Below are 25,453 nucleotides of genomic sequence, written 5' to 3' on the forward strand. Positions count from 1 at the left end.
TCAGGAATGCGGCGCGAGCGTCGAAAGCAACGCGGCGGCTTGCGGACGCGTGGCTGAATCGTTCGAGGCGAGCACTTCCTGAAGCAACGTACGCGCGCCCGACAAATCGCCCAGTTCGATGTATTCGGTCGCTAGTTCGAGCTTGTTTCGCGCGATCGTCGCGAGTTGGGAAGGCGTCAGCGCCGGCAACGGTGCAGTCTGGCTCGCCGGCAGATTCAGGTCGAAGTCGAGGCTCAGCGGGCCGTACTGGGTGGCTCCGAGGCCGGCCACCGCCGCGGCGCCTGCAGTGCCGGCTTCGATCTGAGCGACGACGGAATCCCCTCGCGGCACGGGCGGCAAGTCCTCGTGAGCCGTCTGCGCGTGGGCCACCGGCTGCGGGATGAACGGCAACGGCGCCGCGTCAGCGGACTCACGGGGCGCGCCTTCAAGCGCCTGCGGCGGCGAACTCGCCAAATCATGAGGCGCGTTCAGCGTCAGTTCGAGACGCGGCGGCAAACCGAGTTCGAGCGAGTCGAGCGCCTGAATTGCTTCTTTTGGAAACTTAGGCATCGGGAAACGATGACCGGGCGATGGATCGTCGTCGAGTTCCGGCTCGGGCGGCACGTCGAGCGCTGCGTGCTCGATCTCGCGCTGTTCTGCCGCGCGCTGCTCGGCCGCTTCCTCGGCGGCCGCACGCGCCTGAGCTTCGCGCAGTTCGGCTTCGCGAGCGATGATCTCGCGCGCCGCCGCCTCGCGGGCCTGTTCCGCGTGCTCGGCGGCATCGCGCGCTTCGGCTTCGCGCAATTGCGTCTCGCGGGCGGACAGATCGCGGGCGAGCGCCTCGCGGGCCGCGAGCTCACGTGCGCGCGTCTCCCGTTCCTCGGCTTCCTGATGCGCAGCCTGACGCGCGGCGGCTTCGCGCTCCTGTTCTTCCCATTTGCGCGCTTCGAGCGCGGCGGCCTGGCGTGCAGCGATTTCACGGGCATGCGTTTCGTGCGCGTCGGCGTCGTTCGATGATTCTTCGCGCGCGGATGGCACGAATTCCGCGTGCAAAGCGGCGGGCGTCGCGGGAACGAACGGCTCGGCTTGCGACGCCGGATTCCTGGCCGGCGGCGTCATGCGCGCGACCGCGTCGTCATCGGACGGCGTGGGGAAAACTTGCGCCGCATCGTAATCCTCGATGCTCGCCGCCACCGCGTTCAGTTCCGACTGATCGTCGCGCTGAACCGCCTTGCCATCTACGCTCGCCACGGCGATAGCAGCCAAACGCTCGCGCTCGCGTTGCTGACGCAGCTTTTCGTTACGCGCGGCGGCGTCTGCTTCCGCTTCTTCCATCGAGGAAAAGGTTCGCGGCGCGCGCGGGTCCGCTGCCGCTCTCGCCGCTTCGAGTTTGGCGCGATTACGCCTTCTGATATACCACTGGCCGAATATGACACTCAGCCCAACCAGCCCACCGAGGAAAATCCTGGGGTCCGAAAGCGGCGACCCGGTCGCGGGCGCCGCAGCGGAAGTGGCGACCTCGGGCTTCGCTGGCGCCAGCGTGGTACTTGCCTCGGACGCCGGCGCAACGGCATTCGGCGCGCTCGCAACAAGCGCGGGATTCGAGGCTGCCTCGGGCGGCGCGGGCTCGCTCGCGGCGCCTTGAGTCGCTGACGCCGGTGCAACGCCAGTCGCAGATGCGCCCGCCGTCGCGTTTTCCTGCGGGACCGGCGCTGGCGTCGATGCGGACGCCGAGACCGGCGCGGACGCTCCGCCCGCATCCGTTGCCGGCACGTTCAACACCGAACCGAGCTTCAACCGGTTGATGTCGTGCCCGGCGAACGCGTTCGGATTGGCTTCGAACAGGGCGCGCGCCATCTTCTCCTTGACGGCCCGTTCCTTGGAACCGGTGAGTTCGCCGGCAATATCGCTCAGCGACTGACCGGGCTTCACCGCGTACTGCTGCGTAGCGCCTGCTGCAACCTCGCTCGCCTGCGCGAAAGCCGCGCCCGGATGCGCGGCGAGCACCGCGGACGCGACAATGCCAGCCGCAGCGAACGCCGCGCGCGATGGCGTGTTGAAAGACCGGCCAGGTCGATGAATCATTGAAACTCCAGGGAACGGCGAAGGTTGAATCGAAACACTGCCATGACAAACGCGCGCGGGTTAATTTTTCGTCGAACGGTCACGCGGACACGTTCCATGACAAAACCGGCTGCACAAACGAAAAAGCGCCGCGATAAACGCGACGCTTCTCGTCAAGCCGCGCTCATAAGCGCGTAGTTTACTTTACTTGTCCAACAGAATGCGCAGCATGCGGCGCAGCGGCTCGGCAGCACCCCACAAGAGCTGGTCGCCGACCGTGAACGCGGATAGATATTCACCGCCCATGGCGAGCTTGCGCAGACGGCCAACCGGCACCGTAAGCGTGCCCGTGACGACTGCAGGCGACAGATCGCGGATGGATGCTTCGCGCTCGTTCGGCACGACCTTCACCCAGTCGTTCGCCGATGCCAGGATGCCGTGCACTTCGTCGAGCGGCACGTCCTTCGCGAGCTTGATGGTCAGCGCTTGCGAATGGCAGCGCATGGCGCCGATCCGCACGCAAAGCCCATCCACGGGAACCGAGCCCGGCTGACCCATTGCGGGCTTGCCGAGAATCTTGTTGGTTTCCGCGCCGCCCTTCCACTCTTCCTTCGACATGCCGTCGCCGAGATCCTTGTCGATCCACGGGATCAGCGAGCCTGCGAGCGGCACGCCGAAATTGTCGACGGGCATGCGTTCGCCGTTCATTGCAGCCAGCACGCGGCGGTCGATATCGAGGATGGCGGAAGACGGGTCGGCCAGGTCTTCCTTGGCCGCGCCGTAAAGCACACCCATTTGCTGCAGCAGTTCGCGCATGTTCTGCGCACCCGCGCCGGATGCGGCCTGATACGTCATGGCCGTCGTCCATTCGACGAGGTTTTCGCGGAACAGGCCGCCGAGCGCCATCAGCATGAGGCTGACCGTGCAATTGCCGCCGATGAAATCGCGCCCGCCCTTGACGAGCGAGTCCTTGATGACGTTCAGGTTGACCGGATCGAGAATGATGACCGCGTCGTCCTTCATGCGCAGCGCCGAGGCCGCGTCGATCCAGTAACCTTTCCAGCCCGCCGCGCGCAGCTTCGGATACACCTCGTTGGTGTAGTCGCCGCCCTGACACGTAATGATGGCGTCGCACTTCTTCAGGTCGTCGATGCTCGTCGCGTCTTTGAGCTTAGTCTCGTTCTTGGCGAACGACGGCGCGTTGCCGCCCGCATTGCTGGTGCTGAAAAACACCGGTTCGATCAGGTCGAAGTCGCCTTCCTGCTGCATGCGCTGCATCAGGACGCTGCCGACCATGCCGCGCCAACCAACGAGACCTACGTTCATGACTCACCCTTCCAGTGGTAGCTTCCCCGCATCCTTACCCGGCGTGGCCGCGCGGGGAAGACGCTCGGACACGAGGGACGATCAGCGAATCGTGATCGCTTTGATGGAGGTTTTCGTAATGCGCGTTTTGGCGACGCCAACGATGGCGTGACCGCGCGTGCTGATGGCGAGACCCGTCGCGCTGACTTTTGAGCCGCGTCCGATGGATTCCAAAGAGAATTGAGAGTTCTTCGCCATAGCAAAACAGTCTACACGATAACCGGGCTATTTCGTGAATCTCGAACCGAATCGCCGCGAATCGTGCCGTAAAACGGGTAAAAATAGGATAAACGTCACGATCGGCTGCATTTGTCGCAACAGCCGATCGCGAGTTTTTTTAGAGCGCCTTGAGCACCGCGTCACCCATTTCCTTCGTGCCGACGACTTTGCCGTCGGGCGTCGAGATATCGCCGGTGCGGTAGCCCTGCTCCAGCACCTTCTTCACCGCGCTTTCGATACGGTCGGCTTGCTCCGTCTTGCCGAGCGAGTAGCGCAGCATCATTGCGGCCGAGAGGATGGTCGCAAGCGGATTGGCCACGCCCTTGCCCGCGATATCCGGCGCCGAACCATGCGACGGCTCGTACAAGCCCTTGTTGTTCTTGTCGAGCGACGCCGAAGGCAACATGCCGATTGAACCGGTGAGCATCGCGGCTTCGTCGGAGAGAATGTCGCCGAACATGTTGCCCGTCACGACCACGTCGAAAGCCTTGGGCGCCTTGACCAGCTGCATCGCCGCGTTATCGACATACATGTGCGACAGCTCGACGTCCGGATATTCCTTGGACACATCGATCATGATGTCGCGCCAGAATTGCGATGTTTCGAGCACATTCGCCTTGTCCACGCTCGTCAACTTCTTCTGACGCTTTCGCGCAGCCTGAAACGCGACATGCGCAATGCGCCGCACTTCCGGTTCCGCGTAACGCATGGTGTCGAAGCCTTCCTGCGCGCCTTCGAACAAGCCGTCCGGCGCAGCACGCACGCCGCGTGGCTGACCAAAGTAGATGTCACCGTTCAGTTCACGCACGATCAGGATATCGAGCCCCGACACGATCTCGGCCTTCAGCGACGAAGCACCCGTCAATTGCGGATAGCAAATGGCCGGACGGAAGTTCGCGAACAGTTGCAGATGCTTGCGCAGACCGAGAATGGCTTGCTCCGGGCGCAACGCGCGTTCGAGCTTGTCATACTTCCAGTCGCCGACGGCGCCGAAAAGGATCGCGTCGGCGTCCTTGGCGAGTTGCAGCGTCGCATCCGGCAGCGGATGGCCCTTCGCCTCGTAACCCGCGCCGCCAACGGGCGCTTCTTCGAGTTCGAACTTCTCACCAAGCGCGTTCAGCACCTTGACCGCCTCGGCGGTGATTTCCGGACCGATACCGTCGCCGGGGAGGACTGCAATCTTCATGTCTCGATTCCTTATTCACAGGACGCGCTCCGCGCTTGCGGAGCTTCCCGGTTTGGTTCGCGCCGTCGTGTCGGGTTTCCCGGACACGAACAACGTCACTAAAAGCGCGCCTGCATCTGAGCGCAGGCCGAATACAGGCTCTTATCCAACCAGCCGATTGTTCAGCCACGGCTGTTTCGTCAGCCGTTCCGTCTCGTACTGACGAATCTTGTCCGCGTGGCGCAGAGTCAGCGCGATATCGTCGAAGCCGTTCAGCAAACAGTACTTGCGAAAGCCCGGGACTTCGAAAGAATACTCGGTGCCGTCGCCCGTACGCACGACTTGCGCTTCGAGATCGACGGTCAGCGTATAACCCACGAACGCGTTGGTCTCGTTGAACAGCTTGTCCACTTGCTGCTCCGTCAGCGCCACCGGCAGCAGCCCGTTCTTGAAGCAGTTGTTATAGAAAATGTCCGCGAAGCTCGGCGCGATGATCGCGCGAAAGCCGTATTGATCCAGCGCCCACGGCGCGTGTTCCCGCGAGCTGCCGCAGCCGAAGTTCTTGCGCGTGAGCAGAATCGACGCGCCCTGGTAACGCTGCTGATTCAGCACGAAATCCGGGTTCAGCGGGCGCTTGCTGTTGTCCTGTCCCGGCTGGCCGACATCGAGATAACGCCATTCGTCGAACGCGTTGGGACCGAAGCCGGTGCGCTTGATCGACTTCAGGAACTGCTTCGGAATGATCGCGTCCGTGTCGACGTTTTCGCGATCCAGCGGCGCCACGAGGCCGCTATGCACAATGAATTTTTCCATGACGCTTGAGCCCTTTGTCTGTTGCAGATCCGGCAATGCTTGGCGCGCCTTGCCGGATGAATGCGGCTCGCCTACTTAGCCGCGTTGCCGATCGAATTGCCCAGATGCTGCAAATCTTCGCCGAAACCGTGCATCGTGTTGCAGCCCGCGAGTGTCAGTGTGAGCAGACAACCGGCGGCAACCACGAGCGAGAGTAGATTTCGCTTCATCGCACCGAGTCAGGCGAGCTTGCGAACGTCGACGAAGTGACCTTCGATTGCAGCGGCGGCCGCCATTGCCGGGCTCACCAGATGCGTGCGTCCGCCCGCGCCTTGACGGCCTTCGAAATTGCGGTTCGACGTCGATGCGCAGCGCTCGCCCGGATCGAGCCGGTCCGCGTTCATGGCAAGGCACATGGAGCATCCCGGCTCGCGCCATTCGAAGCCCGCGTTGGTGAAAATCTTGTCGAGCCCTTCCCGCTCGGCCTGCGCTTTCACGAGACCGGAGCCCGGCACGACCATCGCCAGACGAATGTTCGATGCCACGCGGCGGCCGAGCGTCTTCACCACATACGCGGCGGCGCGCAGGTCTTCAATACGCGCATTCGTGCACGAGCCGATGAAGATTTTGTCCGGCTTGATGGCCTCGATTGGCGTGTTCGGTTGCAGCGCCATGTAGTGCAGCGCGCGTTCCATGGCGTCGCGCTTGACCGGATCTTTTTCGCGCTCGGGATCGGGCACGCGGCCATCGACCGACGTGACCATTTCCGGCGACGTGCCCCACGTGACTTGCGGCACGATTTCGGCCGCATTGAGTTCGACCACGCGGTCGAACTGCGCGTCTGGGTCCGACTTGAACTGACGCCAGTACTCGACCGCCTGATTCCACTCGACGCCCTGCGGCGAGTACGGACGATCCTTGAGATAGTTGATCGTGGTGTCGTCGACGGCCACCATGCCGGCGCGCGCGCCCGCTTCGATCGCCATGTTGCAGACCGTCATGCGGCCTTCCATGGTGAGCGCGCGGATGGTCGAGCCGCCGAATTCCATGGCGTAACCCGTGCCGCCGGCCGTGCCGATCTTGCCAATGATCGCGAGCACGATGTCCTTCGCGGTGCAGCCGCGCGGCAATTGGCCTTCGACCTTGATGAGCAGGTTCTTGCTCTTCTTCTGCAAGAGCGTTTGCGTGGCGAGCACGTGCTCCACTTCCGAGGTGCCGATGCCGTGCGCGAGCGCACCGAACGCGCCGTGCGTGGAGGTGTGCGAGTCGCCGCAGACGATGGTCATGCCCGGCAGCGTCGCGCCCTGTTCCGGCCCGATGATGTGCACGATGCCCTGACGCAGATCGTTCATCTTGAACTGAGTGATGCCGAAGCTATCGCAATTGGAGTCGAGCGTATCGACTTGCAGCTTCGACACAGGATCAGCAATGCCGTGCGAACGGTCGGTGGTCGGCACGTTGTGGTCGGACACGGCCAGGTTTGCGCTGATGCGCCACACCGGGCGCTCGGCCAGCTTCAGGCCTTCGAAGGCCTGCGGGCTCGTCACTTCGTGCAGCAGGTGACGGTCGATGTAGAGGATCGACGTGCCGTCCTCTTCCGTGTGGATCACGTGTGTGTTCCACAGTTTGTCGTAGAGAGTCTGTGCCATGTGAGCGCTTTGGAGTGTGACTGCGGGGTTTTCAGTTTGACGACTTGTGAGTCGATTATGCCACTCTCACGGAGCGCGTGGATAGTACTAGGCTACGGAAAAATGCATTAAAAACAGTGGGTTGGGTGGTGGGTTCGGTACCTGGATCAGCGATACCCGGATAGGAAGACGGACGAGGAAGAAGCCAAAAGCAAAAAGCCCCGGCAATCACTCGCCGGGGCTTTCATCCAACCTTACCTGCGTGCGCTTAACGCTTGTCCAGCGCCTTTGCATCACGCGGCGTTTGACCAATGAACAACTGACGCGGACGGCCAATCTTTTGTTCCGGATCAGCGATCATCTCGTTCCACTGCGCGATCCAGCCAACCGTACGAGCCATTGCGAAAATACACGTGAACATGGACGTCGGAATGCCCAGCGCGCGCTGCACGATACCCGAGTAAAAGTCTACGTTCGGGTACAGCTTGCGCGACACGAAGTATTCGTCTTCCAGCGCGATCTTTTCCAGTTCCATCGCGAGCTTGAAGAGCGGGTCGTCATGCAGACCGAGCTCGTTCAGCACTTCGTGGCAGGTTTCGCGCATGAGCTTCGCGCGGGGATCGTAATTCTTGTAGACGCGGTGGCCGAAGCCCATCAGCTTCACGCCCGAGTTCTTGTCCTTCACCTGCTTGATGAACTCGGCGATGTTGTCGACCGAGCCGATTTCTTCCAGCATGTTCAGCGCGGCTTCGTTCGCGCCGCCGTGCGCCGGGCCCCACAGACACGCGATACCCGCTGCAATACACGCAAACGGATTGGCGCCCGACGAACCCGCGAGACGCACCGTCGAGGTCGACGCGTTTTGCTCGTGGTCCGCGTGCAGGATGAGGATACGGTCGAGCGCGCGCACCAGCACGTCGTTGACTTTGTACTCTTCGCACGGGTTCGAGAACATCATGTACATGAAGTTCGCGCTATACGACAGATCGTTCTTCGGATAAACGAACGGTTGACCGATGCTGAATTTGTACGCCATGGCCACCAGCGTCGGCAGCTTGGCGATCATGCGGATGGCCGACACTTCGCGATGACGCGGGTCGTTGATATTCAGCGAGTCGTGATAGAACGCCGACAGCGCGCCGACTGCGGCGACGAGGACGGCCATGGGGTGCGCGTCGCGACGAAAACCGCGGAAGAAGAAGTGCATTTGCTCATGCACCATCGTGTGGCGCGTGACCGTATCCACGAATTCCTGGTTCTGCGCGGCGGTCGGCAGTTCGCCCTTCAGCAGCAGATAGCAGGTTTCGAGGAAGTCGGCGTTCACCGCCAGTTCTTCGATCGGATATCCGCGATAGAGCAGTTCGCCCTTGTCGCCGTCGATATACGTAATCGCGGAATTGCACGCTGCCGTCGACATGAAGCCCGGGTCATACGTGAACTTGCCGGTCTGACCGTACAACTTGCGAATGTCGATCACGTCCGGGCCCATGGTGCCCTTGTAGATCGGCATTTCGACGCTCGGCGAGTTGTCGCTGAACGATAGCGTGGCTTTAACATCTGACGGGGTCATAGCACATCCTCAATCGAAGTATGGATACAGGTTCTCGATAATTTGCACGACGGAAGCTGCGCGGCACAAACTGTACTGTGGGCCTTTTGCGGCCTTAATTCGTTTATTTCGGCTTATTGTGCAGAACTCCGTGGATTCCTGCTGAAATCACACGGTACGCAGCATGCCTAGCAGACGGATTACATCGGGCGTCGCAAGCTCGCCTTCGGGCTCGGTGCGCGCCAGTAACAAATCCATCAGTTCGTTGTCGCTCAACTCCAGCAGACGGGTCAACGCGAACACGTCGGCGTCACTGAGGTCATGCTCATATCGGCTGAAAAAACGCTCGAAGATCAGATCGTTTTCCAGCAGGCCGCGCCGCGCACGCCAGCGAAGACGCGCGCGACGAAGGGGGTCGGACTGATGCGGACCGTCGTCCGCAGTAATGCTTGAATTGTCGACCATCTCTTAGCCCATCTCAGACAGCGCGGCGCACCATCAATTCCTTGATCTTGCCGATCGCCTTGGTCGGGTTGAGCCCCTTCGGGCACACGTCGACGCAATTCATGATCGTGTGGCAACGGAACAGACGATACGGATCTTCCAGGTTGTCCAGACGCTCGCCGGTCGCTTCATCCCGGCTATCCGCAATGAAGCGATACGCCTGCAGCAAGCCCGCCGGTCCGACGAACTTGTCCGGATTCCACCAGAAGCTCGGGCACGACGTCGAGCAACTCGCGCACAGAATGCACTCGTACAGCCCGTCGAGCTCGTCGCGTTCGACCGGCGACTGCAGACGCTCTTTTTCCGGCGGCGGCGTGTCGTTGATCAGATACGGCTTGATCGAATGATACTGATTAAAAAATTGCGTGAAGTCGCAAATCAGATCGCGCACCACCGGCAAGCCCGGCAGCGGACGCAGCACAATGCGCTGCGGCAGATCGTTCATGTTCTGCAAACACGCAAGACCGTTCTTGCCGTTGATGTTCATCGCGTCCGAGCCGCACACGCCTTCGCGGCACGAACGGCGAAACGACAGCGTCTCGTCGACCGACTTCAGCTTGAGCAGTGCATCGAGCAGCATGCGTTCGTGCGAGTCGATCTCCAGCTCGTAGGTCTGCATGCGCGGGGCTGCGTCCTTGTCCGGATCGTAGCGATAGACTTCGAAGATTCTCTTTGCCATTTCGATTTTCCCTTGTGCCTTAGAAGGTCCGTGCCTTCGGCGGCACCGATTCGACCGTCAGCGGCTTCATCTGCACCGGCTTGTAGTCGAGGCGATCGCCTTCGCTGAACCACAGCGTATGGCGCATCCAGTTCTCATCGTCGCGATGCTCGAAGTCGCTGTGCGCGTGCGCGCCACGGCTTTCCTTGCGCGCTTCGGCCGACACCATGGTCGCGCGCGCGACTTCGATCAGGTTCGCCAACTCCAGCGCCTCGACCTTCGCCGTGTTGAACACCTTCGATTTGTCCTTCAGATGCACGTGCTTCACGCGCGCGGTGAGTTCGTCGATCTTGCTCACGCCCTCTTCGAGCAGCTTCGATGTGCGGAACACGCCCGCATGCGCCTGCATGGTCGAACGAATGTCGTTGGCGATGTTCTGCGTGTATTCGCCCGACGTCGACTTCTCCAGCACCGCGAGGCGTTCGAGCGCGAAGTCGGCGGCATCGGCCGGCAGCGGCTTGTGCTCTTTCAACTCCTTCGCGTGCTTGATGATGTGATTGCCCGCCGCGCGGCCGAACACCACCAGGTCGAGCAGCGAGTTCGTGCCCAGACGGTTCGCGCCGTGCACCGAGACGCACGAGCATTCGCCCACCGCGTAGAACCCGTTGACCGGCTCGTTATAACCATTGGACGTACCCACGACCTGCCCGTGCATGTTCGTCGGTATGCCACCCATTTGATAGTGGATGGTCGGCACCACGGGAATGGGCTCCTTGATGCAATCGACGTTGGCGAACTTGAGCGCGATCTCGCGAATCGACGGCAAGCGCTTCATGATCGTCTCGGCGCCGATGTGCGACAGATCCAGCAACACGTGGTCCTTGTTCGGACCCACGCCGCGGCCTTCCTTGATTTCCTGATCCATCGAACGCGAAACGAAGTCGCGCGGCGCGAGGTCTTTCAGCGTCGGTGCGTAGCGCTCCATGAAGCGGTCGCCGTTCGAATTGCGCAAGATGCCGCCTTCGCCGCGCACGCCTTCGGTAATCAGCACGCCCGCGCCCGCGACACCGGTCGGGTGGAATTGCCAGAACTCCATGTCCTGCAACGCGATGCCCGAGCGCGCGGCCATGCCCAAACCATCGCCCGTGTTGATGAACGCATTCGTCGATGCCGCGAAGATACGTCCCGCGCCGCCCGTGGCGAACAGCGTGGTCTTGCCTTCGAGGATATACACGTCGCCCGTTTCCATCTCCAGCGCGGTGACGCCGAGCACATCGCCTTCGGCGTCGCGGATCAGGTCCAGCGCCATCCATTCGACGAAGAAATGCGTTTTAGCCGCGACGTTCTGCTGATACAGCGTGTGCAACAACGCGTGGCCGGTACGGTCGGCCGCGGCGCAGGCGCGTTGCACGGGCTTTTCGCCGTAGTTGGCCGTGTGTCCGCCGAACGGACGCTGATAGATCGTGCCATCCGGATTGCGGTCGAACGGCATGCCCATGTGTTCGAGCTCATACACGGCGTTGGGCGCTTCACGGCACATGAATTCGATTGCATCCTGGTCGCCGAGCCAGTCGGAGCCCTTGATGGTGTCGTAGAAGTGATAGTGCCAGTTGTCCTCGCTCATGTTGCCAAGCGAGGCACCGATGCCGCCTTGCGCGGCGACCGTATGCGAGCGCGTGGGAAACACCTTCGACAAAACAGCGACCGACAGGCCCGCACGCGCGAGCTGCAGCGATGCGCGCATGCCCGAGCCGCCCGCGCCCACGATGACCACGTCGAAACGGCGACGCGGCAGGGAAGTCTTGATTGCAGCCATGTTCTTTAAACTCTCCAGAGAATCTGTGCAGCGTCAGCCGGCGCATCCGACGAGCCAGAGGATGGTCAGCACCTGAAGAAACAGGCGCACGGCCATGGGCTTCACGTAATCCATCCAGATATCGCGAATGCCGACCCACGCGTGATAGAACAGGCAAAGCAGAGTCACGAACGTGGCAAGCTTCATCCACTGCATGGCGAAGATGGACGCCCAGCCTTCATAGGAGAAGCTGTGTGCGGCGAAGAACCAGAACAGCAAAACGACGGTGTACGCCGCCATCACGACGGCGGTAATGCGTTGCGCGAGCCAGTCGCGCAGGCCGTAATGCGCGCCCACGACCAGGCGCTTCGGGCCAACTCTGTTTTGGGTTGCCATGGTCTTAGAAGGCTCCGAAAATTTTAAGGGCCATCACAGCCGTGAGAAGCAGCGAGACGACGAGCACGATCAACGCGCTTTGCTTGCCGCCTTCCTTGTTCACGCCAACGTGCGTGTCGAGCAGCAGAAAGCGAATGCCCGCGCAGAAGTGATGCAGATACGCCCACGACAGCACGAGCGTGATGATCTTGACGATGGGGTTGGCCAGAAAGCCCTTGAACGCGTCGAAACTGAGTTCCGAGGTCAGGCTCTGATCGAGCAGATGGAGAATGAACGGCAGCGACACGAAAAGCAGCAAGCCGCTGATGCGATGCAGGATGGACACCTTCCCCGCGAGCGGCAAGCGATACTTCGCGAGTTGACCAAGCCCGATGTTCCGGAACTCGGGCCTTGGTTTTTTTACGGCTTCAGCCATGCTAGACCCCAACTTGTTATTACACCAATCCGCGATTTTAGCGCCTTTTTATTCCGCGCTGCAGCGAAAACCGGCCTAAAACACTCTTCTAAGGCGTGTAAGAAAAGAGTATCCCTTACGTGCTTGCGCGAAACTTACGCACTGCTTGCCACCCTGCATTTCCCGCCTGCTTTCGGCGCTCAACTCAAGTCGTTCTGATAGTAATACCCGGTCGTGACATACCAGCCGCGCCGCACTTCGACCGGCCGGTCGCCATACGTATAGGAGACGCGTTCGACCGACAGCAGCGGAAAGTCCGGTTTCACATCGAGCAGGCGCGCGACCGCTGGGTCAGCGGCGACGGCGCGGATCTTCTCTGTCGCACGAATCATGCGCGTACCGAACTCCGTCTCGAACATTGCGTAGAGCGGACCCTTGTAATCGGCGAGACGCTCGGCGGTCAGGCCGCGAAAGACCGCGCCGGGCAGCCAGATTTCATCAAAAACGGTCGTCACGCCATCAAACTGCAACAGGCGCTTGATAAGAACGACAGGGTCGGCCGGTTTCAGATCGAGTTGACGCGCGATTTCAGCGGGCGCGCGCAGACGCTTGCATTCGAGCAGGCGGCTGACGTGGGGATGAGCGTCGCCGTCGTCGGGCAACAAGCGCAGGAAGCGGAACTGGACGCGGTCTTCATTGTGCGTCGCAACAAACGTGCCCTTGCCTTGGCGGCGCACGAGCAGATTGTCGGCGGCGAGTTCGTCGATGGCCTTGCGGACGGTGCCCTGGCTGACTTTGTAGCGCGCGGCGAGTTCGACCTCGCTCGGGATGATTTCGCCGGGCTTCCATTCACCCGTTTCGAGGCTCTGCGTGATGAGCGATTTGATTTGCTGATATAGCGGACTGAACGTAGGCGACGACGTACTCGCGGCAGCCTCAGCCGCGCTCGCGCTGCCGTTCGGGTTCGTCGTGCTCGCCGGGTTCGAATTCATGCCGCGCATTTCAACACAAAGCCGCGCCGTGCGTCCAGAGCTTTCCCTGAGAATCCTATGTCTTATATAAGACATAAGATAGTGTTGACTTTGCTTGTGACGAACCCTACACTCCTTGTCGAGCAAGGGTTTGCGGGTTGTCGTAACACCGGAAACCGAGCTGACCGGCGCGTTTGTCCTGGCGGTTTTCGCCAGATGCCGTCAGTTCTTCGGCCGCGCGACATACCGCCAGGCACGCCCTTTCGCTTTCGCCTTACGCCGATCGACCACTCGATTCGCGCGCCGCTGCCTGCCTATCGCCTCGCAACGTCAAGCGCCGTCTCGTATGGGCGCGTTGCCGTTGGACCCAAGCGAATTTCGCGTCCTTCAAGAAACCTCCCGCAAGCAACTCGCTCGAACGAGAGATTCATGGCATGACAGTCACGCCGCGCCCGTCGGTGCGCCGCTCGCCTTGGCGCCAATACAGGCGCGAAGCCGCATCGGCAGGACATTGGCCGGGCGTTCCCACGCTTCGCAGGCGGCATGGCAGGCATGTCTTTCATCAACGCTTTGCGTAACGCGCATAAAATGGCGCTTTCCCTAGCGTTCCACGCACCGTCCAGGAGAGTTATCAATGGCTAAGTCCGCAAAGCGCGTTGCCGTCACCGGCGCCGCAGGTCAAATCGGCTACTCGCTGCTGTTCCGTATCGCCAATGGCGATCTGCTCGGCAAAGACCAGCCCGTGATTCTTCAGTTGCTCGATTTGCCGCAAGCGCAAGGCGCAGTCAAGGGCGTCGTGATGGAACTGGAAGACTGCGCGTTCCCGCTGCTCGCAGGCGTGGTGGTCACGGACGACCCCAAAGTCGCGTTCAAGGACGCCGACGTCGCGCTGCTGGTCGGTGCGCGTCCGCGCTCGAAGGGCATGGAGCGTAAGGACCTCTTGTCGGCCAACGCCGAAATCTTCACGGTTCAGGGCAAGGCGCTCAACGAAGTCGCAAGCCGCGACGTCAAGGTTCTCGTGGTCGGCAACCCGGCCAATACGAACGCCTATATCGCGATGAAGTCGGCGCCGGATCTGCCGAAGAAGAACTTCACCGCCATGCTGCGCCTGGACCACAACCGCGCGCTGTCGCAGCTGGCGGCCAAGTCGGGCAAGCCGGTCGCATCGATTGAAAAACTGGCTGTGTGGGGCAACCACTCGCCGACCATGTACCCCGACTTCCGCTTCGCCACCGCGGCGGGCGACGATCTGACGAAGCTCATCAACGACGACGAATGGAACCGCAACACGTTCATCCCGACCGTCGGCAAGCGCGGTGCGGCGATCATCGAAGCGCGCGGGCTGTCGTCGGCGGCATCGGCGGCTAACGCTGCAATCGACCACGTGCGCGACTGGGTGCTCGGCACCAATGGCAAGTGGGTCACCATGGGCATTCCGTCGGACGGCTCGTACGGCATTCCGGAAGACATCATCTACGGCGTGCCGGTCACGTGCGAAAACGGCGAGTACAAACGCGTCGAAGGTCTGGAAATCGACGCGTTCTCGCGCGAAAAAATGGACGGCACGCTGAACGAACTGCTAGAAGAGCGCGACGGCGTGGCGCATTTGCTGGGCAAGTAATTTTAAGTATCGCGGGGAAGCCGGGAGGCTTCCCGCTGGCGCGAATGCATCCGATGCATCGCGCCTGATTCGAACGCGTTTGGAGCTTGCCGTGCTTTCACGGAAGCAGCCCGAGCGCGGCCGAATCAGAAGCATTGAGCAAGATCGACATCCTTTTCCCCCAATTGGACCCGACGCCGACGATGCGCGCTCTCACCCCCGCCGAAGTGCTGTTTGACGGCGAACCGCAGCCTGCTGTCCTGCCGCCCTGCGATCACTACGCGGGCAGCGAAAAGCTGATGAAGAAGTCGCTCGCGTTGCAGGCGCAACTCGGGCCGGTCTTCGACATCACGCTCGATTGCGAGGACGGTGCGGAAGTAGGCCGCGAGGCGGAGCATGCGGAACTCGTCGCGTCGTTCGTCGGCGGCGAGGAAGACCGCTTCGGGCGCGTGGGCGTGCGCATTCACGACTTCAATCACCGCGCGTGGCGCGACGACGTGCGCATCATCCTGCGTCACGCGAGGAAAGCGCCTGCCTTCGTCATGCTGCCGAAAATCCGCAGCGTCTTCGACGCCGCCGAGATGGTGGCTTTCGTCGAGGCATCGCGTTGCGAGTTCGGCATCGAGAAACCGGTGCCTTGTCATCTGCTGATCGAAACACATGGCGCGCTTCGCGAAGCCTTCGAGCTCGCGGCGCTGCCCGGCGTCGAATCGCTGAGCTTCGGCCTGATGGACTTCGTTTCGGCGCACAACGGCGCCATTCCAGATACCGCCATGCGCTCGCCCGGCCAGTTCGAACATCCGCTCGTGCGGCGCGCGAAGCTGGAAATCGCGGCGGCGTGTCACGCACACGGCAAGGTGCCTTCCCACAACGTATCGACGGAAGTGCGCGACATGGGCATCGTGGCGAACGACGCCGGGCGCGCGCGCAACGAGTTCGGCTATACGCGCATGTGGAGCATTCATCCGGAGCAAATACGGCCTGTCGTCGAAGCCTTCTCGCCACGTGCCGATGAAATCGCGCTCGCCGCCGAGATACTGCTTGGCGCACAACGCGCGCAGTGGGGCCCAACGCGTCACCGCGATACCTTGCACGATCGCGCGAGCTATCGCTATTACTGGTCGGTGCTGCGGCGCGCCGAGGCCACCGGCCAGGCAATGCCAAGCGATTGCGCGTCGCTCTTCGCCACGCCGGCGCAAGGCGGCAACGCATGACAGAGCATTTGCAGCACGCGCGCGAGCGGTTACGCAGCGCGCGTTTCAAGAAGAAGTAACGCACGCCCTGAGCGTTGAAAGGAGACTTGAAGCAATGAGCGATACCGTATCGACCGACGCACCCGCCGCAGCGGGCGCATTCAAGCCAAAGAAATCCGTCGCGCTTTCGGGCGTGACCGCGGGCAACACCGCGTTGTGCACAGTCGGCAAGACCGGCAACGACCTGCACTATCGCGGCTACGACATTCTCGATGTCGCGACCACCAGCGAGTTCGAGGAGATCGCGTATCTGCTCGTGCATGGCAAGCTGCCGAACGTCGCCGAGTTGAAGGCGTACAAGACAAAACTCAAGGCTTTGCGCGGCTTGCCCGCAAACCTCAAGGCCGCGCTCGAATGGATTCCGGCGTCCGCGCACCCCATGGACGTCATGCGCACCGGCGTATCCATGCTCGGCACCATCCTGCCCGAAAAAGACGATCACAACGTTCCCGGCGCGAAGGATATCGCCGACAAGCTGATGGCCTCGCTCGGTTCGATGCTGCTCTACTGGTATCACTACTCGCACAACGGCAAGCGCATCGAAGTCGAAACTGACGACGACTCCATCGGCGGACACTTTCTGCATTTGCTGCATGGCGTGGAGCCCTCGAAATCGTGGGTCGAAGCCATGCACGTATCGCTCAATCTTTACGCTGAACATGAGTTCAACGCATCCACGTTCACGACTCGCGTGATCGCGGGCACGGGCTCGGACATGTTTTCGGCGATCGTGGGTGGCATTGGCGCATTGCGCGGCCCGAAACATGGCGGCGCCAATGAAGTCGCGTTCGAAATTCAATCGCGCTATCAGACGCCCGACGAAGCCGAGTCCGATATTCGCGCACGCGTCGAGAAGAAGGAAGTGGTGATCGGCTTCGGTCATCCGGTCTATACCATCTCCGATCCGCGTAACAAGGTCATCAAGGAAGTCGCGAAGAAGCTCTCGAAGGAAGCGGGCGACAACAAGCTCTTCAGCATCGCCGAACGGCTCGAATCCGTGATGGCCGACGCAAAGAAAATGTTCCCCAACCTCGACTGGTTCAGCGCGGTTTCGTATCACATGATGGGCGTGCCCACGGCCATGTTCACGCCGCTCTTCGTCATCTCGCGCACGGCGGGATGGAGCGCGCACATCATCGAGCAACGCATTGACAACAAAATCATCCGGCCGAGTGCGAACTACACGGGCCCCAATAATTTGAAGTTCACGCCACTAAATAAGCGAAAATAGCGGACTGCGCGATCGAATTTCGCGAGGACGAAATTCACTCCGCGCGGCAACCGTTACCAACCTCCATGTTTTGAAAGGTTTTTCGATGAATAAACTCCTGATCGCTGCAATCGTCGGCACACTGGCTACCACCAGCGTGTTCGTCAGTGCCGACGCCTTCGCCGCGACGACCACCACGGACTCGAAGGCGGCAAAGGCCAAACGCCCGGCTCCGGCACGTCGACTCATCAAGCGCTCACCCAAGGCCGAAGCGGCCGCGGCAGCGAAGACCGACCCGATTCCCGAAGGCGCCGTCAAGTGGACCTGTAAGGAAGGCGCGTCTTTCTATCTGAAAGGCGACATGAAGCGTGACACCATCGTCACCGTGAATTGGGCCAAGAAGGACTACAAGCTGCCCCGTCAGGACACCACGACCGGCGCCGATCGTTTCCACGATGCGGCAACGGGCATGGATCTCGTCGTGATCCCGTCGAAGGCAATGCTGTTCTCCGACAAAGATTCGTCGCGCCTGGCCGACGAGTGCATGACCGCCGAAATGGCTGCGGGCGCAACCGCTCCCACGCAGTCGGAAGCGTTGTTCAAGAAGGCCGAATAACAAAGTCTGCAATCAAACAGGAATCCTCGATGTCCGCACCGATCTCGAACGTCCGGCCAGAGCCGGATCAGGTACTCGTCGACATAGTCGACTACGTTCTCAACTATCGCGTCGAGAGCACGCTTGCGCTGGAAACCGCGCGCAACTGCCTGATCGACACCCTCGGCTGCGGACTCGAAGCCCTCTCGTACCCTGCCTGCACCAAGCTGATGGGACCGATCGTGCCCGGCACGATCGTCCCCAACGGCGCGAAGGTGCCTGGCACCCAGTTTCAGCTCGACCCGGTTCAGGCCGCCTTCAACATCGGCGCCATGATCCGCTGGCTCGACTTCAACGACACATGGCTCGCCGCCGAATGGGGCCATCCGTCGGACAACCTGGGCGGCATTCTCGCCACCGCCGACTGGCTGTCACGTAACGCAATCGCCACCGGCAAGAAGCCGGTCGCCATGAAAGACGTGCTGATCGCCATGGTCAAGGCGCACGAAATTCAAGGCTGTATCGCGCTGGAAAACTCGTTCAACAAGGTCGGGCTCGATCACGTGCTGCTGGTCAAGCTCGCGTCCACGGCGGTCGTCGGTCAGTTGATCGGCCTCTCGCGCGACGAACTCATCAACGCGGTGTCGCTCGCTTTCGTCGATGGTCATTCGCTGCGTACATATCGCCACGCGCCGAACACGGGTTCGCGCAAGTCGTGGGCCGCGGGCGACGCGACCTCGCGCGCCGTGCGTCTCGCGCTGATCGCGAAGACCGGCGAAATGGGCTATCCGTCGGTCTTGACCACGAAGACCTGGGGCTTCTACGACGTGCTCTTCAAGGGCAACGACTTCAAGTTCCAGCGCCCGTACGGCTCGTATGTCATGGAGAACGTGCTCTTTAAGATTTCGTTCCCGGCCGAATTCCATTCGCAAACCGCCGTCGAAGCCGCCATGACGCTGCACGGCAAGCTGAAGGAAGCGGGCAAGAGTGTCGAAGATATCGCGAAGATCACCATTCGCACGCACGAAGCGGCTATCCGCATCATCGACAAGAAGGGACCGCTCAACAATCCGGCCGACCGCGATCACTGCATTCAGTACATGATCGCCGTGCCGCTCATCCACGGCCGTCTCACCGCCGCCGATTACGAAGATTCGATCGCGCAGGACCCGCGCATCGACACCTTGCGCGCGAAGATGGAATGCGTGGAAGACCCGCAATACACGACCGATTACCACGATCCTGAGAAGCGCTCGATTGCGAACGCGCTCACCGTCGAGTTCACGGACGGTTCGAAGCTCGATGAAATCGCGGTGGAATATCCGATCGGTCACAAGCGCCGCCGCGAGGACGGCATTCCGCTGCTCGTCGAGAAGTTCAAGACCAATCTCGCGCGCCGGTTCCCGCAAAAACAGCAACAGGCGATCCTCGCGGTATCGCTCGATCAGGCAAAGCTCGAAGCCATGCCGGTCAATGAATACGTCGATTTGTATGTGATCTAGCGCCTGGAGCCGGTGCGCGCGTGCCGGCGCGTCAAACCAGGCACGACCCGGTTTCAGATTCAGGAAACGTTGCATCAAACCCAGATCAGCCCAAGGAAAATAACCATGGCCCACAATCTTCACAATACGCTCAAGGAATTCGACAGTGGTTCCGGCAAAGGCAAGTTCTACTCGCTGCCGCAACTCGGCGAAGCCCTGAAGGTCAAGATCGAACGTCTGCCGGTGTCGATCCGGCTGGTGCTCGAATCCGTGCTGCGCAATTACGACGGCAAGAAGATTTCCGAAGAGCACATCGAGCAACTGGTGAACTGGAAACCGACTGCAGCCCGCGTCGATGAAATCCCGTTCGTCGTCGCGCGCGTCGTGCTGCAGGATTTCACCGGCGTGCCCCTGCTCGCCGACATCGCCGCCATGCGCGGTGTGGCCGAACGCGCGGGCAAGGACCCGAAGGCAATCGAGCCGCTCGTGCCGGTGGATCTCGTCGTCGATCACTCGGTGCAGATCGATCACTTCCGCGAGCCGAACGCGCTCGACCTGAACATGAAGCTGGAGTTTCAGCGCAATAACGAGCGCTACCAGTTCATGAAGTGGGGCATGCAGGCGTTCGACACGTTCAAGGTCGTGCCGCCGGGCGTGGGTATCGTCCACCAGGTGAATCTGGAGTATCTCGCACGCGGCGTGCACAAGAAGACCGAAGGCAACGACACGGTCTACTACCCGGACACGCTCGTCGGCACCGACAGCCACACGACGATGATCAACGGCATCGGCGTGGTGGGCTGGGGCGTGGGCGGCATCGAAGCGGAAGCGGGCATGCTCGGCCAGCCGGTGTATTTCCTCACGCCGGATGTCGTCGGCGTCGAGTTGAAGGGCAAGCTGCGCGAAGGCTGCACGGCAACCGACCTCGTCTTGACCATCACGGAAATGCTGCGCAAGGAGAAGGTCGTCGGCAAATTCGTCGAGTTCTTCGGCGAAGGCACGGCTTCCATCGCGGTGCCGGACCGCGCGACCATCGGCAACATGGCGCCGGAATACGGCGCCACCATGGGCTTTTTCCCGGTCGATGAAAAAACCATCGACTACTTCAAGGGCACGGGCCGTACCGACGCCGAAATCTCCGCCTTCGAAAACTACTTCAAGGCGCAGAAGCTGTGGGGCGTGCCGAAGGCCGGCGACATCGACTTCACGAAAACGCTGACGCTGGATTTGTCCACCGTCGCGCCGTCGCTGGCGGGTCCGAAGCGCCCGCAAGACCGTATCGAAATCGGCAATGTGAAGAGCACGTTTACCGACCTCTTCTCGAAGCCGGTCGGCGAAAACGGCTTTGCCAAGAAGCCCGCCGATCTGACCGCCGACTACAAGACCGCCGATGGCGTCGACGTGAAGAACGGCGACGTGCTGATCGCCGCGATCACGTCGTGCACGAACACGTCGAACCCGAGCGTGCTGCTGGCCGCCGGTCTGCTGGCCAAGAAAGCGGTCGAGGCCGGTCTGACGGTGGCGCCGCATATCAAGACGTCGCTGGCACCGGGATCGCGTATCGTCACCGAATATCTGACGAAGACCGATCTCCTGCAGTATCTCGACAAGCTCGGCTTTACGCTCGCCGCTTACGGTTGCACGACGTGTATCGGCAATGCGGGCGACCTGACGCCGGAGCTGAACGACGCCATCGTGAAGAACGATATCGTTGCGGCCGCCGTCCTGTCGGGCAACCGCAACTTCGAAGCGCGTATTCACCCGAACATCCGCGCCAACTTCCTGGCTTCGCCGCCGCTGGTGGTCGCTTATGCCATCGCGGGCAACATCACGCGCGACCTCATGACCGAGCCGGTCGGCAAGGGCAAGGACGGGCACGACGTGTATCTCGGCGACATCTGGCCGACGAGCGAGGAAGTGCATTCGCTGCTCAAGTACGCGCTCAACGCCGAAGCCTTCCGCGAGAACTACTCGCAGCTTACGAAGGATGGCGACCTGTGGAGCAAGATCGCGGGCGAAACCGGTCAGGTCTATGACTGGCCGAAGTCGACGTATATCGCGGAGCCGCCGTTCTTCGGCCACGACTTCTCGATGACCCCGGCCGACTCGATTCCCGCCGTGAAGGGCGCACGCGCGCTCGGCATCTTCGGCGACTCGGTCACGACCGACCACATCAGCCCGGCAGGTTCAATCAAGGAAACGTCGCCGGCGGGCGTGTGGTTGAAGGCGAACGGCGTGCAGAAGGCCGACTTCAACAGCTACGGCTCGCGTCGCGGCAACCACGACGTGATGATGCGCGGCACTTTCGCCAATGTGCGTATCAAGAACCTGATGATTCCGCTGAAGGAAGATGGCACGCGCGTGGAAGGTGGCCTGACGATCCATCAACCGAGCGGCGAACAGTTGTCCATCTACGACGCCGCGATGAAGTACATCGGCGACAACACGCAGACCGTGATCTTCGCGGGCGAGGAATACGGCACGGGTTCGTCGCGCGACTGGGCGGCGAAAGGCACGCAACTGCTCGGCGTGAAAGCCGTGGTGGCGCGCAGCTTCGAGCGTATCCATCGTTCGAACCTGGTCGGCATGGGCGTGTTGCCGCTGCAGTTCAAGGGTACGGACAGCGTGCAGACGCTCGGCATCACGGGCGAAGAGACGTACGATATCGAAGGTCTGGGCGACGACTTCAAGCCGCAGCAAGAAGTGACGCTCGTGATCCATCGGAAGGACGGCAAGGAAGATCGCGTGCAGGTGCTGCTGCGTATCGACACGCCGATCGAAGTCGACTACTACAAGCACGGCGGCATTTTGCCGTTCGTGTTGCGCTCGCTGCTGGCGGCGTAAGCGAGTAGTCTGTAGCTTTGCAGGTGACCGCGCTCGAAAGAGCGCGGGAACATTGGACCCGGCCTCGGCCGGGTTTTTTTTCGCCTATGCCTTCGAGATCGCCGCACCGGAAGGCGCCGTGCGGCGCGCGAGCCACGCGCGGGCTGCGTCGATCAAGCGCCTCGATGTGGTCGTCGGCGTGGAAACCGACGCCAACGAAAAAGCGCTTTCGTCCCGCGCGCCGCTTACCCAGATCGTCGAGAACGGCTGAAGTTCGACGCACTCGCCCGCATCGAGCCAGAAATCGCCGGCGTCGCCTTCGATGGTCAGCCAGATCTGGCCACGCGTAGCGCGCAGCGTTTGCGGCCGGTCGATAAACCAGCTAGTCGGCGCATCGCGCCCGTCGAGTTCAAAAGTCCTGATTTCACGCATGATGCCGCTCCCTGTCGCTCGATCGCCTGATCGCTTGATGGATGCTGCGAATGTAAAAGCGTGTCGCAGCCGTTAAGCGTATTATTCGGCCAGTGCCGAACATCTAGAATGAACACTTGCGTACAGTTACACAGAAACTGTATAGCCAGAAATACCGAACACTTCTAAGTGAATAATTTTGTCGGTATTCGCTCAAAACAGTGTGGATGGCCGTTTGGCCTAGTTGACGGCGATTTTCGGATGCGTTCGAATACTTCAAATCACTCCGCAAACACTTGATCGCAACTGTTCACTCTGTTCGACCGAACACTTAAAACGATGAACGCACTTCCGCTAAATATCGATGGCGCCACGGGCGTGCCGCTGACCGAGCAGATCGTCAGCCAGATCGAAACCATGATCCGCTCGCGCCGCGTGCTGGCGGGCGCGAAACTGCCGTCGATCCGGCAACTTGCGACCGAACAGAGCATCAGCCGCTTTCCGGTGATCGAAGCGTACGACCGTCTTGCGTCGCGCGGGCTGATTCAGCCGCGTCACGGTTCGGGCTTTTACGTGGCGAATCATGTGGACGAACACGCGCGCGACGCTGGCAATTGCGACCCGCGTCTCGCGGAAGAGGAGTCGAGCCAGATCCTCGCGCAGTTCAACTATCCCGGCGAGACGCTCAAGCTGTCGAGCGGCTTCATTCCCGAGGCATGGCGCGATGTCGATGGCCTCACGCAGGCGGTGCGACAGGCGTCGCGCGCGGACATCGCAAGCGTGATCGATTACGCCATTCCGCACGGCGACACGAACCTGCGCCAGCAGATCCAGATGCGCCTCAACACGCTCGGCATCAACGCGGATTTGCCCAATGTGATGATCACGAGCGGCGCGAGTCAGGCGCTCGATCTCGTCGTGCGCTACATGCTCAAGCCCGGCGATACGGTATTCGTCGAAGATCCCGGCTATTACAATCTGTTTGGCTTGCTGAAGCTGCAAGGCGTGCGGCTCGTCGGCGTGCCGCGTCTGGCCAACGGGCCGGATGTCGAGATGGCCGAAGCGCTTCTGAAGCAGCACACGCCCAAACTGTTCTTCGTGAATACGGTGTTCCAGAACCCGACGGCGACCAACATCGCGCCGCAAGTCGCTTTCAGGCTGCTGCAACTTGCGACGCAGCACGGTTTCACTATCGTGGAAGACGACATTTATGCGGATTTTCAGACCGTGCCGACGCAACGGCTCGCATCGCTCGATCAGTTCGACCGCGTGATTTATGTGGGCGGCTTGTCGAAGACGCTGTCGTCGTCGCTGAGAATCGGCTATCTCGCGGCCAATCGCGAGCTCGTGAAGAATCTCGTCGATGTGAAAGTGCTGACGAGCCTCGGCGGCACGCGCTTCGCCGAGAGCGTTGCGGCAAGTCTGCTGGAACGCGGCACGTACAGGAAGTATCTCGAACGGCTGCGCAAGCGCGTGCGCGATTCGCTTTCGAGCGCGGTGCAGCAGTTGGAGAGCTACGGCTGGGACGTATTCGATCAACCGAGCGGCGGCAATTTCGTCTGGGCGAAGGTGCCGGGTATCGAAGACTCGACGAAGCTCGTGAGTGAAGCGCTGAAGTTCGGCGTGACGCTGGCGCCGGGGAATTACTATCGGCCGAACGGCGAGGCGTGCGCGTGGGTGCGCATCAATTCGGCATACGCAGGCGACCGGCGCGCCGCACGCTTTTTCGAACACATGACGCAGACGGCCAGGGCTTAACGCTCGAAGAACTGCTTGAGCGCGTCGGTGGCGTCCTTGTCCTGGGCCAGGCGTTCGTAGAGACCGGCCGCGCCTTCATAGATGCGATGCTCGGCGTGTCCGTCGCCGATAAAGCCCGCGATCTCTTCCATCTCCGCGACCCATCGATATGCCTTGGGCGGCATGCGCGGCACGCTATTCGCAAGCCATTTGGCCAGCTCGGGCTGACTCGCCGATAACTCGTCGAAGAGCGCATCGCCCGCGCCATTGCGAAGCGCGGCGAGCGACATGGCCGCGCCGATCGCGGTCAATCCCTTCGTGATTCCCGCATACGACATCTTGAGCGCCGAAGCCGCGCCGACAGGACCATCGAGCACGTGTACGTCGAGGCCCGCATCGGCGAGTGCGAGCGTACGGTGCGCTTGCGGTCCCGACACATAGAACTTTGGCGCGGATGGCAAACCGATGATCGCGCCATCGACGAACGGAACGTCGAGCGCTTCTGCCACGCGCTTGACCGTCGCCGGACTGACCGCGTTGCAATCGACGTAGAGAGGCTTACGGGCGGCCCGCGCAAGCACGGGCGCCAGACGGTGCGCCGATTCGACCGCCACCGCGGGCGGCACGATCGATAGAATGAAATCGCACTCGGCGAAGCGGTCGGGACTTGCGTCTTCGATCCCCGCCTCGCGCGCGCGAGCGATGCTGGCCTCGCTGCGCCCTTCGAGCGTCGTCAAGACACGCGCGCCCTTCTGCGTCAGCCTGTGGCCGACAGCCGCGCCCATGCTGCCCGCGCCGAGCAAACCCACGACCGTTCGCGTCACCTGCTTCTCCTGTCGATGCGCGAGCGTCGTGATAACGCCC

General features: G+C 61.4%; 21 protein-coding genes and 1 pseudogene. 7 read left to right on the forward strand and 15 right to left on the reverse strand.

Translation table 11 applies throughout. The annotated features are described in order from the left end of the window. From P9292_RS12830 to P9292_RS12890, 13 genes and pseudogenes are all read right to left on the reverse strand, one after another. Positions 1–2,064, reverse strand: coding sequence for a FimV/HubP family polar landmark protein (locus P9292_RS12830; RefSeq protein ID WP_309959316.1), 2,064 nt, complete (start codon positions 2,062–2,064; stop codon positions 1–3). A gap of 183 nt (positions 2,065–2,247) precedes the next feature. Then, positions 2,248–3,369: an aspartate-semialdehyde dehydrogenase gene (gene asd / locus P9292_RS12835; RefSeq protein WP_244829118.1), complete on the reverse strand. Its 1,122-nt coding sequence runs from the start codon at positions 3,367–3,369 to the stop codon at positions 2,248–2,250. A gap of 376 nt (positions 3,370–3,745) precedes the next feature. Further along, positions 3,746–4,813 (reverse strand): 3-isopropylmalate dehydrogenase, encoded by a 1,068-nt coding sequence (gene leuB, locus P9292_RS12840; protein ID WP_309959320.1) that lies wholly within the window; start codon positions 4,811–4,813, stop codon positions 3,746–3,748. A 141-nt stretch (positions 4,814–4,954) separates the two neighbouring features. Further along, positions 4,955–5,605: a 3-isopropylmalate dehydratase small subunit gene (gene leuD / locus P9292_RS12845; RefSeq protein WP_244829115.1), complete on the reverse strand. Its 651-nt coding sequence runs from the start codon at positions 5,603–5,605 to the stop codon at positions 4,955–4,957. A 71-nt stretch (positions 5,606–5,676) separates the two neighbouring features. Next, positions 5,677–5,814, reverse strand: coding sequence for an entericidin A/B family lipoprotein (locus P9292_RS12850; RefSeq protein WP_309959321.1), 138 nt, complete (start codon positions 5,812–5,814; stop codon positions 5,677–5,679). A 9-nt stretch (positions 5,815–5,823) separates the two neighbouring features. After that, positions 5,824–7,233 (reverse strand): 3-isopropylmalate dehydratase large subunit, encoded by a 1,410-nt coding sequence (leuC, locus tag P9292_RS12855; RefSeq protein WP_244829113.1) that lies wholly within the window; start codon positions 7,231–7,233, stop codon positions 5,824–5,826. A 247-nt stretch (positions 7,234–7,480) separates the two neighbouring features. Beyond that, a complete protein-coding gene (gltA, locus tag P9292_RS12860) occupies positions 7,481–8,782 on the reverse strand; it encodes a citrate synthase (RefSeq protein WP_244829112.1) in 1,302 nt (433 codons plus the stop codon). A gap of 147 nt (positions 8,783–8,929) precedes the next feature. Further along, positions 8,930–9,226 (reverse strand): succinate dehydrogenase assembly factor 2, encoded by a 297-nt coding sequence (locus P9292_RS12865; protein WP_309850115.1) that lies wholly within the window; start codon positions 9,224–9,226, stop codon positions 8,930–8,932. 13 nt (positions 9,227–9,239) lie between these two features. Beyond that, positions 9,240–9,944, reverse strand: coding sequence for a succinate dehydrogenase iron-sulfur subunit (locus P9292_RS12870; protein WP_244829110.1), 705 nt, complete (start codon positions 9,942–9,944; stop codon positions 9,240–9,242). A 19-nt stretch (positions 9,945–9,963) separates the two neighbouring features. Further along, complete coding sequence (gene sdhA, locus P9292_RS12875; RefSeq protein ID WP_244829109.1) at positions 9,964–11,739, reverse strand: succinate dehydrogenase flavoprotein subunit; 1,776 nt, start codon at positions 11,737–11,739, stop codon at positions 9,964–9,966. A 5-nt stretch (positions 11,740–11,744) separates the two neighbouring features. Next, positions 11,745–12,114, reverse strand: a pseudogene (gene sdhD / locus P9292_RS12880) (succinate dehydrogenase, hydrophobic membrane anchor protein). Positions 12,115–12,118: 4 nt separating this feature from the next. Further along, on the reverse strand, positions 12,119–12,529 hold the full coding sequence (gene sdhC / locus P9292_RS12885; RefSeq protein ID WP_309959325.1) for a succinate dehydrogenase, cytochrome b556 subunit: 411 nt from the start codon (positions 12,527–12,529) through the stop codon (positions 12,119–12,121). 179 nt (positions 12,530–12,708) lie between these two features. Next, a complete protein-coding gene (locus P9292_RS12890) occupies positions 12,709–13,500 on the reverse strand; it encodes a GntR family transcriptional regulator (protein ID WP_309959328.1) in 792 nt (263 codons plus the stop codon). A gap of 613 nt (positions 13,501–14,113) precedes the next feature. Here P9292_RS12890 and P9292_RS12895 point away from each other — a divergent pair. The 6 genes from P9292_RS12895 (at position 14,114) to acnA (ending at position 22,462) form a co-directional block, all read left to right on the forward strand. Further along, positions 14,114–15,100 carry a malate dehydrogenase gene (locus P9292_RS12895; RefSeq protein WP_250493087.1) on the forward strand — a complete coding sequence of 329 codons (987 nt, stop codon included), beginning with the start codon at positions 14,114–14,116 and terminating at the stop codon, positions 15,098–15,100. A 182-nt stretch (positions 15,101–15,282) separates the two neighbouring features. Continuing rightward, positions 15,283–16,293 carry an aldolase/citrate lyase family protein gene (locus P9292_RS12900; RefSeq protein WP_309959330.1) on the forward strand — a complete coding sequence of 337 codons (1,011 nt, stop codon included), beginning with the start codon at positions 15,283–15,285 and terminating at the stop codon, positions 16,291–16,293. Between the two features lie 94 nt (positions 16,294–16,387). Then, entirely contained in the window at positions 16,388–17,563 is a 1,176-nt protein-coding gene (gene prpC / locus P9292_RS12905; protein WP_309959332.1) for a 2-methylcitrate synthase, read from the forward strand. A gap of 85 nt (positions 17,564–17,648) precedes the next feature. Beyond that, positions 17,649–18,158 (forward strand): hypothetical protein, encoded by a 510-nt coding sequence (locus tag P9292_RS12910; RefSeq protein WP_244829743.1) that lies wholly within the window; start codon positions 17,649–17,651, stop codon positions 18,156–18,158. Between the two features lie 29 nt (positions 18,159–18,187). Beyond that, positions 18,188–19,639: a bifunctional 2-methylcitrate dehydratase/aconitate hydratase gene (locus tag P9292_RS12915; RefSeq protein WP_309959334.1), complete on the forward strand. Its 1,452-nt coding sequence runs from the start codon at positions 18,188–18,190 to the stop codon at positions 19,637–19,639. Positions 19,640–19,744: 105 nt separating this feature from the next. Further along, the gene (acnA, locus tag P9292_RS12920; RefSeq protein ID WP_309959339.1) at positions 19,745–22,462 is read left to right on the forward strand and encodes an aconitate hydratase AcnA; all 2,718 of its coding nucleotides are present in this window, start codon (positions 19,745–19,747) and stop codon (positions 22,460–22,462) included. An 84-nt stretch (positions 22,463–22,546) separates the two neighbouring features. Here acnA and P9292_RS12925 read toward each other — a convergent pair whose 3' ends face one another. Next, entirely contained in the window at positions 22,547–22,873 is a 327-nt protein-coding gene (locus tag P9292_RS12925) for a DUF2917 domain-containing protein (RefSeq protein ID WP_250493085.1), read from the reverse strand. A gap of 318 nt (positions 22,874–23,191) precedes the next feature. Between P9292_RS12925 and P9292_RS12930 the strand changes: the two genes are divergently transcribed. Next, the gene (locus P9292_RS12930) at positions 23,192–24,610 is read left to right on the forward strand and encodes a PLP-dependent aminotransferase family protein (RefSeq protein WP_250493084.1); all 1,419 of its coding nucleotides are present in this window, start codon (positions 23,192–23,194) and stop codon (positions 24,608–24,610) included. Here P9292_RS12930 and P9292_RS12935 read toward each other — a convergent pair. Next, complete coding sequence (locus tag P9292_RS12935; RefSeq protein WP_309959341.1) at positions 24,607–25,413, reverse strand: DUF1932 domain-containing protein; 807 nt, start codon at positions 25,411–25,413, stop codon at positions 24,607–24,609. The genes P9292_RS12930 and P9292_RS12935 overlap by 4 nt on opposite strands. Between the last annotated feature and the right edge of the window lie 40 nt (positions 25,414–25,453).

Origin of the sequence: Caballeronia sp. LZ001 (assembly GCF_031450875.1) — a bacterium.
GTDB lineage: Bacteria > Pseudomonadota > Gammaproteobacteria > Burkholderiales > Burkholderiaceae > Caballeronia.